At 39.7% G+C, this 19482-nt stretch carries 19 protein-coding genes and 1 other annotated feature; of the genes, 12 read left to right on the top strand and 7 right to left on the bottom strand.

Features of this window, described 5'->3' with window-relative positions; translation table 11 throughout:
- Nucleotides 1-633: a LysE family translocator gene (locus J5X91_RS04435; protein WP_208834137.1), complete on the top strand. Its 633-nt coding sequence runs from the start codon at nucleotides 1-3 to the stop codon at nucleotides 631-633.
- Between the two features lie 18 nt (nucleotides 634-651).
- Nucleotides 652-1116, top strand: a complete 465-nt coding sequence (locus tag J5X91_RS04430; protein ID WP_011328832.1) for a methylglyoxal synthase — start codon at nucleotides 652-654, stop codon at nucleotides 1114-1116.
- Between the two features lie 11 nt (nucleotides 1117-1127).
- Here J5X91_RS04430 and yegD read toward each other — a convergent pair whose 3' ends face one another.
- The 5 genes from yegD to J5X91_RS04405 all read right to left on the bottom strand — a co-directional run bounded on the left by yegD (nucleotide 1128) and on the right by J5X91_RS04405 (nucleotide 6823).
- Nucleotides 1128-2492 (bottom strand): molecular chaperone, encoded by a 1365-nt coding sequence (gene yegD, locus J5X91_RS04425; RefSeq protein ID WP_208834136.1) that lies wholly within the window; start codon nucleotides 2490-2492, stop codon nucleotides 1128-1130.
- Nucleotides 2493-2574: 82 nt separating this feature from the next.
- On the bottom strand, nucleotides 2575-3417 hold the full coding sequence (locus J5X91_RS04420) for a DNA ligase (protein ID WP_197108239.1): 843 nt from the start codon (nucleotides 3415-3417) through the stop codon (nucleotides 2575-2577).
- A gap of 32 nt (nucleotides 3418-3449) precedes the next feature.
- Nucleotides 3450-4106 (bottom strand): HAD family phosphatase, encoded by a 657-nt coding sequence (locus J5X91_RS04415; protein ID WP_182678363.1) that lies wholly within the window; start codon nucleotides 4104-4106, stop codon nucleotides 3450-3452.
- A gap of 58 nt (nucleotides 4107-4164) precedes the next feature.
- A complete protein-coding gene (locus tag J5X91_RS04410; protein ID WP_011328836.1) occupies nucleotides 4165-4464 on the bottom strand; it encodes a hypothetical protein in 300 nt (99 codons plus the stop codon).
- Nucleotides 4465-4527: 63 nt separating this feature from the next.
- Nucleotides 4528-4622 (bottom strand) — a sequence feature (Trp leader region).
- Nucleotides 4586-6823, bottom strand: coding sequence for a TonB-dependent receptor (locus tag J5X91_RS04405; RefSeq protein WP_041454519.1), 2238 nt, complete (start codon nucleotides 6821-6823; stop codon nucleotides 4586-4588). Its footprint overlaps the feature before it by 37 nt.
- A 392-nt stretch (nucleotides 6824-7215) precedes the next feature.
- Between J5X91_RS04405 and J5X91_RS04400 the strand changes: the two genes are divergently transcribed.
- A complete protein-coding gene (locus tag J5X91_RS04400; protein WP_197108241.1) occupies nucleotides 7216-7764 on the top strand; it encodes a DUF308 domain-containing protein in 549 nt (182 codons plus the stop codon).
- A 59-nt stretch (nucleotides 7765-7823) separates the two neighbouring features.
- Here J5X91_RS04400 and J5X91_RS04395 read toward each other — a convergent pair whose 3' ends face one another.
- The gene (locus J5X91_RS04395; RefSeq protein WP_011328839.1) at nucleotides 7824-8684 is read right to left on the bottom strand and encodes a mechanosensitive ion channel domain-containing protein; all 861 of its coding nucleotides are present in this window, start codon (nucleotides 8682-8684) and stop codon (nucleotides 7824-7826) included.
- A 189-nt stretch (nucleotides 8685-8873) separates the two neighbouring features.
- Between J5X91_RS04395 and J5X91_RS04390 the strand changes: the two genes are divergently transcribed.
- The 6 genes from J5X91_RS04390 (at nucleotide 8874) to J5X91_RS04365 (ending at nucleotide 16037) form a co-directional block, all read left to right on the top strand.
- Nucleotides 8874-9083: a hypothetical protein gene (locus tag J5X91_RS04390; RefSeq protein ID WP_011328840.1), complete on the top strand. Its 210-nt coding sequence runs from the start codon at nucleotides 8874-8876 to the stop codon at nucleotides 9081-9083.
- A 218-nt stretch (nucleotides 9084-9301) separates the two neighbouring features.
- Nucleotides 9302-11437 (top strand): M3 family metallopeptidase, encoded by a 2136-nt coding sequence (locus tag J5X91_RS04385; RefSeq protein ID WP_208834135.1) that lies wholly within the window; start codon nucleotides 9302-9304, stop codon nucleotides 11435-11437.
- Nucleotides 11438-11584: 147 nt separating this feature from the next.
- The gene (locus tag J5X91_RS04380) at nucleotides 11585-13012 is read left to right on the top strand and encodes an amidohydrolase family protein (protein ID WP_208834134.1); all 1428 of its coding nucleotides are present in this window, start codon (nucleotides 11585-11587) and stop codon (nucleotides 13010-13012) included.
- A gap of 93 nt (nucleotides 13013-13105) precedes the next feature.
- The gene (locus tag J5X91_RS04375) at nucleotides 13106-13960 is read left to right on the top strand and encodes a carboxylate/amino acid/amine transporter (protein ID WP_208834133.1); all 855 of its coding nucleotides are present in this window, start codon (nucleotides 13106-13108) and stop codon (nucleotides 13958-13960) included.
- Between the two features lie 41 nt (nucleotides 13961-14001).
- Entirely contained in the window at nucleotides 14002-15243 is a 1242-nt protein-coding gene (locus J5X91_RS04370; RefSeq protein ID WP_208834132.1) for a glycerophosphodiester phosphodiesterase family protein, read from the top strand.
- Between the two features lie 59 nt (nucleotides 15244-15302).
- Nucleotides 15303-16037: a dienelactone hydrolase family protein gene (locus tag J5X91_RS04365; RefSeq protein WP_011328845.1), complete on the top strand. Its 735-nt coding sequence runs from the start codon at nucleotides 15303-15305 to the stop codon at nucleotides 16035-16037.
- Between the two features lie 58 nt (nucleotides 16038-16095).
- Here the strand turns inward: J5X91_RS04365 and J5X91_RS04360 are convergent, their stop codons facing one another.
- On the bottom strand, nucleotides 16096-17019 hold the full coding sequence (locus J5X91_RS04360) for a LysR family transcriptional regulator (RefSeq protein ID WP_208834131.1): 924 nt from the start codon (nucleotides 17017-17019) through the stop codon (nucleotides 16096-16098).
- 143 nt (nucleotides 17020-17162) lie between these two features.
- Between J5X91_RS04360 and J5X91_RS04355 the strand changes: the two genes are divergently transcribed.
- The 3 genes from J5X91_RS04355 to yghU all read left to right on the top strand — a co-directional run bounded on the left by J5X91_RS04355 (nucleotide 17163) and on the right by yghU (nucleotide 19457).
- On the top strand, nucleotides 17163-17846 hold the full coding sequence (locus J5X91_RS04355; RefSeq protein WP_086998826.1) for a type 1 glutamine amidotransferase domain-containing protein: 684 nt from the start codon (nucleotides 17163-17165) through the stop codon (nucleotides 17844-17846).
- Nucleotides 17847-17959: 113 nt separating this feature from the next.
- Complete coding sequence (locus J5X91_RS04350; RefSeq protein ID WP_208834130.1) at nucleotides 17960-18544, top strand: rhomboid family intramembrane serine protease; 585 nt, start codon at nucleotides 17960-17962, stop codon at nucleotides 18542-18544.
- A 73-nt stretch (nucleotides 18545-18617) separates the two neighbouring features.
- Nucleotides 18618-19457, top strand: coding sequence for a glutathione-dependent disulfide-bond oxidoreductase (gene yghU / locus J5X91_RS04345; RefSeq protein ID WP_011328849.1), 840 nt, complete (start codon nucleotides 18618-18620; stop codon nucleotides 19455-19457).
- Nucleotides 19458-19482: the final 25 nt, after the last annotated feature.

Below are 19482 nucleotides of genomic sequence, written 5' to 3'. Positions count from 1 at the left end.
ATGATAAACCCTGATTTTTTAGTTTCTTTTTTACTGGCTAGCTTTTTAATTGCGGTGGCCCCAGGGCCTTCTAATGCCTTTTTAATGGCACAAACCTTTGCTAATGGCCGTACGGCAGGAATGCAAAGTGCGTTTGGTTTTGCCCTCGGTGGAGTAGTACATACATTTTTTGCTGTTGTTGGCTTAACCGCCATACTTAAAGCCTCTGAGGTAGCTTATAGTGCAGTGCAATATGCAGGCGCTGCTTATTTGTGCTACTTAGGGATAATGATGCTTAAAAGCACTTTTATAAAAGAGCCTATTGAGCAATCAGACAAACCACATATGACTACGAAGAAAAGTAAAAATGTAATGTTTCAAGCCATGATGACCGAAGTACTTAACCCTAAAGTGGCATTATTTTTTATCGCGTTTATTCCACAATTTGTTGATCCAGCACTTTCTTCGGCTACTTTTCAGCTCGCCTTTTTTGGTTTGCTGTATCCGCTTTTTGCTTTTCCGATTGATTGCGCTTATATTTATTTTGGCGATAAAATTGCGCGCTTTTTTAGAGATAACCCAAATAGCCAAACTTGGATAGATAGGATCACCGGCATTGTTTTCATTGCCCTTGCTATTAACTTATTACTTTAACAATAAAAAGAATTTTTTATGGACCAAAAAATACAATCGCTACCGGCTAAAAAAAATATTGCACTAGTAGCGCACGATGGTAAAAAAGCGGCTTTAAAATTATGGTGTATAAAACACCTAAACGCACTGAGCGAGCATACATTATATGCCACAGGCACCACAGGGCATTTAATCAATAAAACCACAGGGCTAGATGTAATTCAATTGCTTAGCGGCCCAATGGGTGGCGATCAGCAATTAGGGGCTAAAATTGCTGAGCATGAAATACATATGCTGGTGTTTTTTTGGGACCCGCTGGCATCGCAACCCCACGACCCAGATGTAAAAGCACTACTACGCTTAGCGGCAGTGTGGAACATACCAGTAGCCTGTAATGAAGTAAGTGCTGACATGCTCCTAAGCTCGCCATTAATGAATGTTGAGCTTGAGCGCACCTTGCCAGATTACGAAAAGTATTTAGCAACCCGACAAATAGATATTTAATATTTAATGGCTTAGCTGTAAAGCATGCTAGCCCATTTAGTTAAACCGGCGGTTACACTACCAAAGTGATCGCCATTAACCATTTTAATATCGCCTAAATGTTGGCTAAGCGCTGCTTTAATAAGGGGCGACTGTGCACTACCTCCGGTTAAATAAATAACATCGGGCGTAGTATCTGCATCATTTATAGCTTGCTTCGCTAAAGTGACTATTTGGCTAATGCTATCATCTACCGCTAATGCTAAATCACTGACTGAAACATCTTTACTTAATGACGCATCTAAAAAGCTAAGATCGCAGTTATAATTAGTGGCTGAAGTTAATGCTATTTTAGCAGCCTCAGCTTGTTGTACTAATTGATGCCCTTGCCTATTTTGCTGCAAATGTATTAATCGTTTAAATAGCTCTGGCGCGCTCACATCGCGCAATTGTGCGCTAAGTTCTCTATGATGGTTAGCACTATAAAATTGGCTTTGTAAGTTTACATCGTTAATTTTACAGGCTTGCCAAAAAGCTTGATTAGGCAAAGGTAGCCCTGATTTAAACGTACTGCCTAAGCCTAAAAGCGGCATCAAGCCATAGTAACTTAAAGCTATGTCTAAATCGTTTCCACCAATACGCTTACCGCTGTGAGCTAAAAAGTCAGCGTCACGGTCACTTTTATCCCGAAAGCTTGGCCCCATTTGCACAAACGAGCAATCGCTGGTACCGCCACCAATATCGATAACCAGTACTTTTTGGTTTTGTGTTAAGTTGCTCTCGTAATCAATACCGGCCGCCAGTGGCTCGTATAAAAATGCGACTTCTTTAAAGCCGGCACGTTTTGCAGCGCGCTCTAAAATACCAATTGCTTGCTGATTTGACTCCTCACCGCCTACCGCCTGAAAGTTAACCGGACGACCAATAACGGTTTGGGTTAACGTTTTGCTTAGTGATTGCTCAGCACGTTGTTTTATTTTTAAAATCATTGCGGTGGCAATGTCTTCAAAAAAGTTAATTTGTCCTTGTTTTAACCCCGTAGCGCCAAAAAATGATTTTGGTGATTTAACAAAATAACCCTCTTCAGGAAATTGCACATACTCGCTAATTGCTTCGCGACCAACAAATAAGGTTTCGTCTGTGGGGTGTAAATCTAAGTCAGATTTAATTCGTGGTAATGAATTTAGCAATGCTTGGCGCTGAGTTTTAAACGCAAGCTCATCGCTGCTACCTTGTAAATGCCTGGCAACATAGTCAACTACCAACGCACTATGGTGGGTATAAAGTGTTGAAGGTAGGTAATGTTTTCCTTGCTCTAACGGCACTAATTGAACGTTACCCTCGTTCATTACACCCATAGCACAATTAGAACTACCATAATCAAAACCAACAAACATATATCACCATACATCACTAAAAAGGCCGCGCAATTTAGCATACCTAGCAATAAATATATACTCATATAGGGCTGAATAATTGTTAGGGTGACTCTCTCACGCGTAAAAAACTAGCAAAACGAGGTAAGCCATTTTTTGTTAAACCATGGAATCGATAAGTAATGGTGCTACCCAATGCTGGCGGGCTTTCGCGCTCGGCATCGCTAAATCCGGTGCCAATTGAAAACAGTTGCCCTTGCGCTGTTTTTACTCTTAACGCTCCTAACATGCCTTGGTATTTACCTTTACCCGGTAGGTATGCAATCACTATTGCCTCTGCATCTAAGTAGGGCTTTAATTTTAATAGCGCATCGCTGCGCCCATCGGCATGTTTTGCGCTTGCTAAATGCAGCATAACGCCTTCGCCACCTTGCGCTGTTATATTTTTAAAATAGTTAGTTAATAATTGGTTATTAGTAAACTGATGCTGCTTTATAGCTTTTATATGAGGTGAATTTAAACCAGCAACAAGGTGGCTGTAATTGCTGTAGCGCTGGCTAAAAGGCACGTTTGCATCAGGCATATCAAATACTTGATACGTAATACTTTGCCAATCATGATTATTGGGAGTTTTAGTGCGCACAATGCCACTGAGCACCGCAAAGTGCTGATGTTTAGTCCACAGTTCACCATCAAGCCATACTTTAGGTAAGGGCGCTGTAAACCATTCAGGCGCGTTTATTACATTACCTTGTCGGGTAACAAACTGTTTGCCTGTCCAAATAGCCCTTACACCATCAAACTTTTCACTAACTAAATAGTTACTTACATCGCTGTGCTTAGTTTCATCATACACTTTAGCAAGCAGCACCTTGGGCAATGTTGCATTCACAATAGAGCTAAAAAGTACTGCTGTGATTAAAGTAATTAATTTTATATAAAACATCAGCGCGTCCAAGCAAGGTAATGTGGCTTAAACTATAGTTGAGATTGCAGCCATTGCCAAAACTCTTGCAGATCATCCATACGGTAACTGGCTTGGCTAAAGTCATGGTTTTGCGTATGGCTATTAGCAATCGCCACAACACTTACAGCGGCGTTGTTTGCTGCAGTTACTCCGGTAAAGGTATCTTCTACTGCAATGGCATCTTTAGCAGCTACATTTATCTGCTTGAGTGCTAATAAGTAAGGATCTCCGGCTGGCTTTGGATTAATAACATCATCTTTAGTGACTACTGCGTCAAATAGATCATAAAAGCCAAGCCCTTTTAATATTGGTTCTGCTTCGTGGCGAGCGCTGCCTGTTACTAACGCCATTTTTAAGCCGCTGCTTTTAACCGCTATTAATGCTTGTTCTGCAAAAGGCATTAGTGCTGGTAAATTGGTTTTTACATATTGTGCAAATAAACGGTATTTTTCATCGGCTAAATAGTCACTGCTAACCGATAAGTTATGCTGTTGCTTTATTTCACTTGCAGCTTCGAGCGTTGGCCGCCCCGAAAAACGCTGACAAAACTCACCCTCTTCGTAGTTTACATTAAATGGCGCAAGTACCTGGCTCCAACATGCAAAGTGCATGCTTTCAGAGTCGACTAACGTGCCATCCATATCAAATAATACTGCTTTTAAAGTCATTTTATTCCTTATCACAGCGCTAAAAAAGACGCCTAAGCGCCTTTAATATGTTTATAAATTACTCCGTTAAACCCGCCGGTGGCTCACCAGTGGCTTCTTCACCTGTTTCAACATCAACCAACTCATAACCACGCGCTTTACGCGCCACTTTTAAAACAGGTTTTTCAAACGCTGTTTTTAATCGCTCAGAATCAGCTTTTAATTCATCAAGCGATGTACCAAAAGGAGCTGCTCCGGTTTCAGACCAATTAGTTACTTTACCATTAAGGTTATATTCTACTTCATGTATTTGATACTGCGCTGCTTCATCTTTTGTGGCTTCACAAAAAATCACTCGGTAGTTCCAAAATCCAGCCATTTTTCATCTCTTTATTTTGCAAATCAATTAACGCTACTTTAGCAGTAATATTAATGAATATAAACGAAAAAGCCCGCTATAAAAGCGGGCTCTGTAGTATTTTTACTATTAGTGTTTAAGCTTAAAAGAAGTTAACTTTAAACTCTACACCAACGTAACGCTCTTCATTAACCATTACAGTATTATTGTTGAAGTCTACGCCACCAATAGATTGTTGCTCGTCAAATAAGTTACGCACAAATGCTGACACTTGGTATTCATAGTCGCCATCTGCCCATGCGTAACCGGCACGTAAGCCAGTTTCAACAAGCGGCTTACCTTCAAACTCAACTGATTCATATAAGAAAAAGTTAATTTTGCTACGATAAGAAACATCGCCATAAGCAAAGAATTCACCATCAGCTAGCTCTTTGGTATAACGTAATGTGAAGTTAGAAATCCACTCTGGAGCATGCGGTAAGCTGTTACCATCGAGTAATACTTTGCCATTTACTACTGGGTTAGTAATTGTCAACGTTGGGCGGCTTGGAGCTGCTATGCTAAGCGTGTCATCTTTAAGCTCAGTTTTGTTATAACTTAAGTTGAATGTAGCATTTAGCTCATCACTTAACACCCACTCAGAATCTAGCTCAAAACCATAACCTGTGGTTTTATCAACATTTAACAAACGGTTAAAGTTAGCACCACCACCTACAGCTGTTAACTGTTGGTCATTCATTGTGTAGTAAAAAACAGTGGCGTTAACACGGCCTTGACCGTCTAGTACGTCTGACTTAATACCTGTTTCGTATGAGGTTACCGTTTCTGTTTCTGCGGTAGTTACATCATTACCATATAAAATACGCCCTTGTAAGCTAGGTGCACGGAAGCTATTAGCAATACGTGTGTACCAGTTTACGTCATCATTTACTTTATAGCTTGTTGAAATATCCCAGCTAATATGGTCATCACTTACATTGATGAGTCCACTAGATAGCGGACCAGCACCAATTGGGCTTTGAGTACGGTTTGCAGAAAATTCTTTTTCATCGTCTGAATAACGCAGACCTGCAGTTACTTTTAAATCATCGCTAATCGTGTAATCAACTGAGCCAAATACCGCCCATGCTTTTGTATCTTGTTGCTGTATTACATAACCGGTTTCATTACCTGCAGGTGATGAAAACGTATCATAGCTGAAATTTTCAATTGTCAGCGCTTCATCAAAGTAAAACACACCTACTTGGTAGTTTATATCGCCAGCAAAGTTGCTTGATAAGCGTAACTCTTGGGTATACTGATCATGATCTGGAATACCATCAGCACTTTCTGCTGAGCTAAAACCTGTCTCATAAGCGCCGTCAATGTCTGCACGAGAATATATTTCTGCACTTTCCCACGCCGAAATAGAGGTTAATGTGTGATTATTAAAATCCCACTCAAGCTTTAAGCTCGCACCTTCTGACTCAACTTGCTGCGTCGCACGTGATGCCGCATCGTGGTAAACCACGTCATTTTCAAAGCCATCAACTAAATCGTTAGTACCTGGCTTGATAGAATTACCAAAGAAGGCAATTGGTTTACCGTCCATATCACGCACGTGGTAGTTAAATAAACCAGTGAAGTCATCGCCTTCGTATAAAAACTGAATACGGGCTGCTTTATCTGTGTAGCCGCCTAGCGCGTCTTTTTGTTCAAACCCTGGAGCACGACTATCAATGTAATCGTCTTTATCTTGCCACAGTACTGATACACGCGTTGATAAACGGTCAGTTAAACCACCGCCTACCGCACCTTCAAAATCTACAGCGCCACGGCTACCGTAAGATACCGAGCCGTAACCTTCAAATTCTTGGCTTGGTTTTACTGAATCAAATTTAACAAGGCCCGCAGGCGTGTTACGACCAAACAAAGTACCTTGTGGTCCACGTAGTACTTCTACACGTGAAACGTCAAATACTGGAAAGCCTTTTAAAATAGCGTTTTCTTGTACTACTTCATCTACAACCAATGATACCGGTTGTGATGCGTTTAAATCGAAATCTGTATTACCTAAACCACGTACATAAAAGCGTGGGAATGAACGACCAAATGAAGACTCAATTGATAAACTTGGGATTTTCGCATTCATAAAACGAATATCCATACCAGCAGAGCTGTAAGCATCCAAGCTATCGCCTTGCAGTGCAGAAACAGCTACTGGTACTTCTTGTGCATTTTCTACACGTTTACGAGCAGTAACTTGAATAACTTCTAATTGATTTTTCTTTACCGCTGGCGCTTGCTCAGCAGCAATAGTAGAAAATGAAGTGCCTGCTACGGCAGAGAGTAACGCTGCATTTACTAGGGTTGCTAACGTAGATCTTTTCATTGCTTTCATGTCGGGGATTAACCTTTTTAGTGCACTCTTGTTCAACGGTTGATGTGTTGCGCCACTTACAATAGCGGACTCAGGCAATTTTTCGCGATACGCTACGCGGACCTCTTTCTCGAGAGTGCAAAACGAATTAAAGAGGCTGAATGAGTGGTTAATATTATAACACCCTGACGCTCTTTTACTGCATAAAAGAAACATAAAAAAAACAATTTGTGCAAAAAAATACATCTCTTAAAATAATTAAAAATAAACCCTTTAAAAAACAAAAATAGCGGACATTTGACCTGTTTCAAATTAAAATTATGCTATATAGACTTGGTGTTAAACTTGTTTGACCCTGCTAATAACAATAGCTACCTTATTTGGGCGCTCATACTATTTACTTAAGGATTAAAATGAATCTTACGAATACACTCACCAAAAACTGGTCGTTACTTTTACTTCGTGGTGTTATAGCCATGCTGTTTGGTTTAATAACCTGGTTTGCACCTGAGGCGTCGTTGCAAGTTATGTTATTAGTTTTTGCTGGCTATTTTTTATTTGATGGCATATTAAGAGTTTGGGTTGCCATAACATCAAAAAAATCAAATCCCTTTTGGATGTTATTATTAATTGGTGGCTTACTGAGTATTATTGCCGCTTTTGTCACTTTACTTGCACCAAACCTTACCGCGTTATTGTTACTTTATTATGTTGCTGCGTGGGCGATTGCAATTGGTGTAGTAGAAATATTTTTAGCCCAAAAGTTACGTAATGAAATTAGTAACGAATGGATTTTAATTATTAGTGGTTTTATTTCTATAATATTTGGACTGTACTTAGTATTTAACCCAGGTGCAGGCATTTTAACCTTGCTTTGGTTAGTTGCTGTATACGCTATAGTATTTGGCGCGCTTATAGTTGGTTTAGCGCTTAAATTAAAAAAATTAAATCAAAGCCGCTAATTCAGTTGGCTTAGCACCAAAATGCTAAGCCACTTTTCTTTATATTTAATGGGTGCTAATTACAGTGGCGTATTGAATTTTTTATCATCAATATGAATAATACGTTGTGGTAAGGCTATTTTAATATTATTTAACTTAAACTGCTTATAAAGACTAAAACGAATATCGCTGCGAACTTGACGCAACATCGTTTCAGACTCTGCATACACCCAAAAATAAGCACTAAACATCATCGCGCTTTCAGCAAAGTCATCTAACAACACCGCTTTTGGTAAGGTGGGTAATATTGCCGGATGATCTGCAAGCACTTGTTGCATCAGTTTTTCAACCAATTCAACATCTGAGCCATACATTACACCCACATTAACCGAGGTACGTGCATTACGATCAATTAGCGTCCAGTTAGTTACTGTATTTTCTAATAATTGACTGTTTGGTACTAGCATATGTACGCCATCGTTACGGCGAATACGGGTTGAGCGAGTGTTTATCGTTTCAACTACGCCCTTGGCATTGCCAACCTCTAAAAAATCACCAATACGAATTGGTCGCTCCCACATTAATATCCAGCCACTAATAAAGTTATTAATGATATTTTGCGCACCAAAACCAACACCTATCGCAATAGCACCCGATACAAAAGCAAAAGCGGTAAGCGGTATATTTAACACCTCTAAAGAAGTGAAAATTAAAATTGCGATACTTAAAATAAAATAAATTCGCGTAAACAATAGCACCGCATCAGGGTTCATTTTACGTTTAAGTAATGATTTTTTTATTAACTTACCAATACGAGTAACCACAAACCACATAGTAAATAATATCAATGGGATCTGAATTACTTTTACCACTGTAATTTGCACATCGTTGTAACTAAAAAGTACAAAAGCAAGCATTTGATTTAATTGTTCTAGTGTCATTTATTATCCAAATAAGTAAGAAGATACCGCTCTATAAACGTGTGTCTAAAATAAAAGTAAAACTGGTTCAGGGTTCGCTAAGTTTAGCACGTCATAATATTAGGGGAATAAAATCAATTTATACAACCAACTAACCTTTTATGGTACTTAGTGCTATATAAATAGTGTACTTGCACTGGAGATAACATTATGACGCAACTAACTTTAGCTCAAAAACTAGCAACCTTGCAGCCGCAGGTTGACCTTAATTTATTTGAAACTAGCCTCGAATACCGTAATAAAATTTTATCTTTACTCGCTCAACAAGAACAAGCACTGGCAACTATTAATCAAGAATTTGGCCAACAGCAACCGGTAAACTTTAGCTCTGATAAAAAATTTGTACTAGGTTACAATTAAAATTTGGATACTTTTTTTGCTTATTTACTTAACTAAGTAGCTCAAACGTTTATATTTAGAGCTACTTTTACCCACCTTTTCCTCTATTATTCGCTAATTTGCGTTTAAATCCCGCTTAATACCGATAAACATGATTGTATATAACTCTAAATTTGATAAGTTAACTGTGTTTTTCGACTCACACAGCCTATTTCGGCTAATATTTTTATGGAGTTACTATGCGTAAAACATTGATCGCCACTACTATTGCTAGTGTTTTAGTATTATCTGCCTGTACATCAAACGATTCAAACAACATGGCAAAAGAGAGCGCTACACAAGTGCAAAACATTAACGCAAACAATGTATTGTTCAAATCAAGCCCATTACAATATATGGCACCAGAATTTAATAAGTTCTCTACTAAAGATTACGAAGCTGCTTTCGATGCCGGTATTGCTCAGCATAAAGCACAAGTATTAGCAATTGCTAACAACCCTGCCCCAGCTACATTTAAAAATACGTTAGTTGAAATGGAGCTGTCGGGTGAGTTATTAAATCGCGTATCTACTGCGTTTTATAACTTATCAGGATTAATTTCTGACAGTGAATATCAACGTATCGATGAGAAAATGGCGCCTGTACTTTCAGCGCACTCAGACGACATTTACTTAAATGGCGCATTATTTAAACGCGTACAAACTATTTACGACAATAAAAGCAAACTAAATGCAGAAGATCAGCGTCTTGTTGATTTTTACTACAAACAGTTTGTTAAAGCGGGTGCCAAATTAAACGACGCTGAAAAAGCAAAAATGCGTGAAATTAACTCTGAGCTTGCTAAGCTTTCAACGGCATTTTCACAAAACGTTTTAAAATCGTTTAAAGAAGACGTAATTGTTGTTACCGATAAAAGTAAATTAGCCGGTCTTTCTGAAGGCGAAATTGCAAGTCTAGCCGATGCAGCTAAAAAAGCAGGCAAAACCGGTTACATGATCACTTTAGTAAACACCACGCAGCAGCCAATTTTAAGTAGCCTAGAAAACCGCGACTTACGCGAGCAAGTGTTTACAGCTTCAACTAAGCGTGCGGCTAAAACTAACGGCCCTATTATTATTAAAGAAACCAACCTACGCGCTCAAAAAGCAGAGCTTTTAGGCTATAAAGATTGGGCTTCTTATGTAATGACTTCGCGTATGGCGCAAACCACTGAAAATGTTTACGGCATTTTAGATGACCTTGCACCTAAAGCAGTTGAAAAAGCAAAAATTGAAGCTGCAGCAATTCAAAAAGTAATTAACGATTCTGGCGAAAGTTTTGAACTTAAACCGTGGGATTGGGCTTTTTACGCTGAAAAAGTACGTGCTGAAAAGTACAACCTAGACCCAGCCCTAGTTAAACCTTACTTTGAATTACAATCGGTAATTCATAATGGTTTATTCTTCGCTATGGAAAAACTATACGGTATTACCTTTAAAGAACGTAAAGATCTGCCGGTTTACCACGAAGATGTAACTACCTTTGAAGTATTTAATGCTGATGGCAGTGCAATTGGTTTATTTTACATGGACCCATACGCACGTGAAGGTAAGCGTGGCGGTGCTTGGATGAGTGCATACGTAGGACAAAGTGGTTTAAAAAACACTAAACCTGTTATCTACAACGCGCAAAACATTCCAAAACCAGCAGCAGGTCAGCCTACATTATTAACGTTTGACGAAGTATCTACTTTGTTCCATGAGTTTGGTCATGCGGCGCATGGTTTATTCTCAGATGTTAAGTACCCAAGCCTAGCGGGCACAGCAACAGCGCGTGACTTTGTTGAGTTTCCTTCTCAAGCAAATGAAGACTGGATGATTGAACCGACTGTATTAGCTAACTACGCTAAGCACTACAAAACTGGTGAGCCAATTCCACAAGACTTGCTTAACAAAATGTTAGAATCACAAAAATTCAACCAAGGCTTTGGTACTACTGAGTACTTAGCTGCGGCATTGCTTGATATGGAATGGCATTCATTTGGTTCTGATAAAAAAATAGCTGATGTAGAAGAGTTTGAGCAAAGCGCGCTAGAAAAACATGGTATTGCTTACTACCCTGTACCACCGCGTTATAAATCAAACTACTTTAGCCACACTTTTGCCGGTGGTTACTCTGCAGGTTACTACGCGTACCTTTGGACTGAAGTATTTGCAGCCGACGCCTTTGCCCATATGGAAAACAACGGTGGCTTAACGCGCAAAAATGGCGATAAGTTCCGTAAAGAAATCCTATCTAAAGGCAATAGCCGCGACTTAATGCAAAGCTACATTGAATTTAGAGGTCAAAAACCAACTACCGACGCACTTCTTAAGCGCCGTGGTTTAGTAGACTAATTAGTTAACTAATTTACACCTTTTAAAAAGCCCGCTTGCGGGCTTTTTTATTGCCATTAACTTAACCCACTTTTATAACCTTTTAACTCAAAGAAAATACCACTTTAAACAACTATGTTAATCTGAATAAAAAATTCAGGTGCCGCTATGAAACTCATATTAATACTCCCCATCACGCTTATTTTAGCTGCTTGTAACCAAGTGACTCAAAAACAACAAGCCGACATTATTATTAACCACGCCAATGTAATTAATATGATGACAGGGCAAATTACGGCTAATCAATCCATTGTTATCAAAAACTCTACTATTGTAGCCCGCGGCGGCAATGAGCTAAATTTACGTTACAGCGCTACGAGTCAAATTGATGCCAGTGGTCAATATGTAATGCCTGGGCTTTGGGATATGCATGTACACTTTGGCGGCGGTGAGCAACTAATAACAGAAAACAAACAGTTACTGCCGTTATATTTAGCCTATGGCATAACCACAGTGCGCGATGCAGCCGCTGATTTAAGTGAATCGGTATTACAATGGCGCGAGCAAATTAATCAAGGCACATTAATAGGCCCTACTATTTATACCTCAGGACCAAAGCTCGAAGGTAAAGACTCAATTTGGCCTGGCGACTTAGAAGTAGAAACCAGCGCAGAAATGCACGCCGCCATTGATAAACTTGAGGCCATGAATGTCGATTTTATTAAAATTACCGACAGCGCTTTAACGCCACAGTTATACTTACAAGCAGTAAAAGAAGTTAAAAAGCGCGGTTATCAAATTTCGGGGCATATTCCTTTTTCGCTTTCGGTAACCGATGTGTCAAACGCAGGGCTTGATGCGATTGAGCATATGACCTACATGTTAAAAGCCGCCGCCGATAACGAACAAGAAATTTCTGCTCAGGTAAAATCAGGTGTACTGAGCTACTCCAGTGCGCTGCCAATTATTTCTGAGCATGTTGACAAAGCCACAGCAATGAAAAAATATCGCGTACTCGCAAAAAATAATACCGCTGTTGTGCCTACCTTAATTGGCGGCCAAATTACGGCCTACATTGATGAAAACGACCATCAGCAAGACGAGTACCTAAATTATTTAGGCAAAGGATTAAAAGCCACCTACCAATGGCGAGTTGATCGCGCAAATAAAGATACCCCTGAGCAAATAACACAACGCAAAGAGCGCTTTATAAAAACGGCAAAATTACTCCCTTGGGTGCAGCAAGCTGGCGTATCAATTATTGCCGGTACCGACGCCGGTTTTTTAAACTCTTATATTTATCCGGGGTTGTCGTTGCATCAAGAACTCGCTATTTTTAGTGATTACGGGCTAACCCCGTTACAAACACTACAAAGTGCCACAATAGCTGGGCCTAAATTTTTAGGTAAAACGCAGCAATTTACCAGTTTAGAGGTGGGTAAAGTGGCTGATATTATTATTTTAGCGCGCAATCCGTTAGTTGATATTAGTAACACGCAATCATTACAAGGCGTTATTAGCCATAACCGCTACTACAATAAAAAAGCGCTAGAGCATTTAAAATTACAAGCCAAGCAATTTGTAAGTTCACAATAGTTACTTTTTAGTCCACTTGTTTTATCAAGTGGACTATTACTCTTTATTATTATCTAGGTTAAACTCGTTGTTTTATTTGGAGTTATAAAAACCATGGCTTACTTGTTTGCTGTCACCCTATTATGGGCGTTCTCGTTTAGCTTAATTGGTGTATATTTAGCAGGCCAAGTTGATGCATGGTTTAGTGTGTTAATCCGCATTGCACTGGCTGCATTAGTTTTTTTACCATTTTTAAAGGTTAAACATACCCCTAAGCCACTGGCGTTAAAATTAATGCTTATTGGTGCAGTGCAACTTGGTGCTATGTACAGCTTTTACTATCACTCATTTTTATATTTAAGCGTGCCTGAAGTACTACTATTTACAGTGATGACCCCGCTTTATATCACCCTACTAAACGATGCTTTAGAAAAACACTTTAACCCTCGCTTTTTTATTGTTGCTATTATTGCCATTGGTGGCGCGGTAGCCATTAGGTATGAAGGCATAAGTAGCGACTTTTTGCTTGGCTTATTATTAGTCCAAGCGGCTAACCTGTGCTTTGCCATTGGCCAAGTGGCCTATAAACGCTTAATGAGTAACAGTACCCTTGAGCACAAATCGGTGTTCGGTTGGTTTTTTATCGGCGCTTTGTGCGTTGCTTTAGTGTGCTACCTGCTGTTTGGCAATACCGATAAATTACCGACAACCACAACTCAATGGGCCGTGCTTATTTATTTAGGAATAGTAGCGTCTGGGTTTGGTTATTTTGTTTGGAACAAAGGGGCTACCTTAGTAAATGTGGGGGCGCTGGCGGTAATGAATAACTTACTTATCCCTGCTGGTATTATTGTTAATGTGCTTATTTGGAACAGAGATGCCGATTTATTCAGGTTAACTATTGGTGCAGGAGTTATTTTAGCTGCATTATTGGTGAATCAATACTTTAATAAAAGTGCCATAAAATAGCGCTACACTTACATTATCTTAATAATTTAAAGTGGTTTTAAATGCTCGGTAAAATAATTTTAGTCGCCGGTTTTATTTTTATTATTACTGGCTGTAGCAATACCCTAATTAACGAACACAATGCTCAACTGGGTACGCGTCCTTATTATTTAATTAATGATATGGACGCTAGTGATTTAAAAGCACAATTAGAATCGTGTAGTGAAGGCCCTTTTTATCGCACCGACTTTTCAATTGGGCATCGCGGTGCGTCTATGCAGTATCCTGAGCACACTAAAGAAGCCTACACTGCTGCAGCAAGAATGGGCGCAGGTGTTGTAGAGTGCGATGTTACATTTACAAACGATAATGAGCTTGTATGTCGCCATTCACAATGCGATTTACACACCACAACCAATATTTTAGCCATTCCTGAATTAGCGGCTAAATGCAGCGAACCATTTATCCCTGCCGACGCTGAAAACGCAGTAACCGCCTCTGCAAAGTGCTGTACTAGCGACATTAGCTTGAGCGAGTTTTTAACCCTTAAAGGCAAAATGGATGGTGCAAATATTCACGCAACTACTGCTAAGCAGTATATGCAGGGCACACCTAATTGGCGCACCGACTTATACGCAACTAATGGCACATTAATGACGCATAAACAAAGTATTGCGTTATTTAAAGCACTCGGGGTAAAAATGACTCCTGAGCTTAAATCACCAGAAGTTAGCATGCCTTTTAAAAGCATGACACAAGAGCAATACGCGCAAAAAATGTTAGATGAATACATGCAAATGGGTATACCGGCATCGCGAGTATACCCGCAATCATTTAATCTTGATGACGTAAAATATTGGATAAACAACAATCCTGATTTTGCTGATCAAAGTGTCTATCTTGACGGGCGCGATAGCGATGCTGGGTTCGATCCAAGTAATCCACAAACATGGCAACCTAGCATGGATGAACTGGTTACTAATGGGGTGAAAATTTTAGCCCCACCTATGTGGATGATGTTAAAAATAGATAAAGAAAGCAATATTGTGCCATCACAATACGCAATTGCCGCTAAAGCTGCAGGCTTAGAGCTTATTGCATGGAGCCTTGAGCGATCAGGTCCACTTAACCAAGGTGGTGGCTATTATTATCAATCAATTGCTGATGTAATAAATAACGATGGCGACATGATGAAAGTAGTTGATGTACTTGCGCAAGATGTTGGCGTAATGGCTATATTTTCCGACTGGCCAGCAACCGTAAGCTACTACGCAAGTTGCAATAAAATGCCTGCTAGTCTTTAACTAGTCGTATATTTTATCGCGCTCAGTTACCATATAAATTTATATAACTGAGCGCAATTATGATCATCGAACAACATAACGCCGACTTGCCTACCCCTACAGGGTTGATGCGAACCACTATATACCGCCCTCAGGCGCAAGGGTTGTTTCCTGCACTTATTTTTTACTCTGAAATTTTTCAGCAAACCGCCCCTATTGCCCGCAGCGCCGCTATTTTAGCAAGCCATGGCTTTGTAGTATTAGTACCTGAAGTATTTCATGAGTTAAATCCTATTGGCACTGTGCTCGCTTACGACGACGCAGGTAAAGACAAAGGTAATGCCGACAAATGGGCTAAACCTTTAGAGCATCACGATAGCGACACCCAAGCCATGATCGACTTTGTAAAACAACAAAACTATTGCACAGGTACGCTTGGTGTAATGGGTGTATGTATTGGTGGGCATTTAGCATATAGAGCCGCATTAAACCCTGAAATTAAAGCTGCATTTTGTTTATACGCAACCGATATTCACAGTAATACATTACCAGCAAAAGCAGGTAATAATTCATTTGAACGTATGGCTGATGTACAAGGCGAAATTCACTTTATATGGGGTAAACAAGATCCACATGTGCCGCAAGAAGGCCGCACTAAAATTTATCAGCAATGCGTTAATACGGGTATAAATTACCAATGGCAAGAAGTAAACGCACAACATGCCTTTATGCGCGACGAAGGTGAGCGATACGACGCAGCGCTTGCAATAAGTATGTATCAACAAGCTGTGGCATTATTTAACCGCACTTTATAAATTAGATGTTTAAATTAATCCAAACGCTGGATAATAAATCTTTTAACCAGCGTTCATGTTAAATATTTTTTAGCATGCCTAAAGCAGTATGTTGTTTTACAAAGTAGGCTTTTAAATAATCTATAAATAGCCGCAATTTTTTAGAGCCTGCTGCGCCTGGCGGAAACACCCCATAAAGCTCAATATCTTTGCTTTTGTAATCGTCTAATATAATTTCTAGCAACCCTGCTTGCACTTTAGACCACGCATCGTACAGTGGAATACGGCCTATGCCATGCCCGGCTTCAACAAAAGCAGTACGGGCAGCAGCGTTATTGGTACTTAAACCGCCTTGCATTGTAATGTCGTGTTTTTTACCTTCTTTTGAAAGGGTTAACGTTTTACTGCCCAATTGATACACCACCCATTGATGCTGAGCTAACTCAACAGGGTTTTTAGGTTTGCCAAAATGAGCAAAGTAATCTGGCGAGCCACAAATACAGGTACTCATTGTTGTGAGTTTAGTTGCTTGTAAATTAGAGTCGCTTAGCGCCACCCCACGAATGGCAAAATCAAAACCATGCTTTATAATATCAACTACATCATCGCTAAGTTGTAGGTCTATGTTAATTTTGGGGTATTGGCGTTTAAAGCTATTAATAGCAGGCACTATTAATTGCATCCCTACATTTACCGGACAACTAATTTTGAGCAGCCCCTGAGGCTCACTTTTTATATTTTCTATTTGTTGATTTGCCGCATTGGCTTGCTCAGTAATTATTCTGCAGCGCTCATAATACGCCACTCCCGCCTCTGTTAATGCCATAGTGCGTGTTGAGCGATTTAGTAGGGTAATTTCAAGTTGGGTTTCTAATTTTTTTAAATGGTAACTTGCCACCGCACGCGTTAATCCTAACTGCTTAGCCGCAGCGGTTAAACTACCCTGCTCTACAATTTGTGCAAACACCACCATACTTTTTAACTGCTCAAACGACACTTTCATAACATCTCCTAAATTTACTGCATTGTTGTATCAATTATTGAATCAATAAAGTTAAATTTATCATCGTTGTTTAAAGCATTATTAGTGCATATAGTAGTTGGTAGCAAAGTTAACTAATTTAAATCATCAAAAGGAATATCCTAATGGCTAAAAAAATACTTATGGTTTTAACCTCACATGCAGAATTGGGCAACACAGGTGAAAAGACAGGTTTTTGGGTAGAAGAATTCGCAGCCCCTTATTACGCATTTAGAGATGCAGGCGTTGAAGTCACTCTTGCATCGCCAAATGGCGGCCAGCCCCCGATAGACCCTACAAGTACTCTTGCTGATTTTCAAACTGATGCAACTAAACGCTACGACGCAGACAGTGCCGCACAAGCATTAATGGCCAATACCAAAGTGCTTAGTGAAGTAAATTCGACAGATTTTGACGCGGTATTTTACCCAGGCGGCCACGGCCCACTATGGGACTTAGTAGAAAACACCGACTCTATTGCACTTATTGAAAGCTTTATTAAAGAGCAAAAGCCAGTAGCGGCTGTTTGTCATGCCAGTGCCGTATTTTTGAATACTAAAGATGCCGATGGTAATGCACTTGTTGCTGGTAAAAAAGTAACTGGTTTTACTAACAGTGAAGAAGCGGCAGTACAACTTACCGACATAGTGCCGTTTTTAGTAGAAGACGAACTGATTAAAAAAGGCGGCGACTATCAAAAAACGGATGACTGGGGTGTACTTGTACTCGAAGATGGCCTAGTAATTACCGGTCAAAACCCAGCAAGCTCAGAACTTGCTGCTAAGAAGCTACTAACCAAACTAGGTTAATAACGATTTATAAGTAAAAAGCACAGCATTTAATGCTGTGCTTTTTTAATTGCTTTGCATTAGCAAATACAATTCCTATACTGGCAACTATTAAGCTCAACTAGGACGATTATATGGCAACCACACGGTCATTACTAACAAGCAAACGCTTCGCTATTTTTAGTATTGTTACAATTTGCTTTGTTTTACAGCTAATTAATAGCTTACCTGGCATTAATCTTAATGGTTTTGGCATTTATCCGCGCAGCATTAATGGCTTAATTGGCATACTGAGCGCGCCATTTTTACATGGCAGTTGGTGGCACTTTGCCAGTAACATGCTGCCTTTTATGGTTTTAAGTTGGTTAATTTGCCAATACAGCGTTAAGCGTTTTTATAACGTATTTATTTTTACCGCATTAGTAGGTGGTTTTTTAGTATGGGCATTTGGTCGTAGTAGTATTCATGTTGGTTTAAGTGGCGTTATATATGGGTTGTGGGGTTTTATACTTTGCTATGGCGTAATTAGACGTTCATTTAAATCCATTGTTATTGCTGTTGTCGTTGCCCTACTTTACAGCGGATTTGTTTGGGGTGTACTACCACAGCGCTTGCATATTTCGTTTGAAAGCCACTTATTTGGAGCATTGAGCGGATTGTTTTTAGGCTATAAATTAGCAAAATCCGACAAACTTAAAAGTCAAAAAACTCGCCTTTAATTTATTTTAATGGCCACATTTATTAATACATATATTTTTTTATATGTATTTCATTTAAACAGAGGTTATTTTTATGAGTGATCAAAATCAATACACCCCACCCAAAGTTTGGACATGGGACAGTGAGAGTGGCGGTAAATTTGCCAGTATTAATCGCCCCATCGCCGGCGCAACTCATGACAAAACCTTACCTATTGGCGAGCACGCATTTCAGCTTTATTCGCTTGCTACACCAAATGGTCAAAAAGCCGCTATTATGTTTGAAGAGCTGTTAGAGCTGGGCTTAACCGATGCAGAATACGACGCATATTTAATCAGCATAGGTGATGGTGATCAGTTTGGTTCTGACTTTGTAGATATTAATCCAAATTCAAAAATTCCAGCGTTAATGGATCATTCAACCACGCCGCCAACACGTATTTTTGAATCGGGCTCTATACTGCAATACCTAGCAGAAAAGTTTGATGTGCTTATACCTAAAGATTTAAAAGCTAAAACTGAATGTCGTAACTGGCTATTTTGGCAAATGGGCTCAGCGCCGTACTTAGGTGGTGGCTTTGGCCACTTTTATAGTTATGCACCCACTAAAATGCAATATCCTATTGATCGTTTCACCATGGAAACCAAGCGCCAGCTTGACGTGCTAAACCGCCATTTAAGTGCAAACGAATACATGGCAGGAGATGAGTACTCAATTGCCGATATCGCAATTTGGCCTTGGTATGGCTCTTTAGTGCTTGGCGACATTTATGATGCAGCTGAATTTTTAGATGTTGCCTCATACACTCATGTTGTACGTTGGGCTAAACAGGTTTCAAAACGCCCTGGCGTAAAACGTGGTCGTCGCGTTAACCGCACATGGGGACCTGAAGAAGAGCAACTAGCAGAGCGCCACAGTAGTAGTGACTTTTAACCTTGCTGTTATTGATAAACTAAAA

The sequence above is a fragment of the Pseudoalteromonas sp. K222D genome (assembly GCF_017653575.1).
Lineage (GTDB): Bacteria > Pseudomonadota > Gammaproteobacteria > Enterobacterales > Alteromonadaceae > Pseudoalteromonas > Pseudoalteromonas nigrifaciens.
Note: the sequence above shows the minus strand (reverse complement) of the source record. Positions and strands in the feature narration are given on the sequence as shown.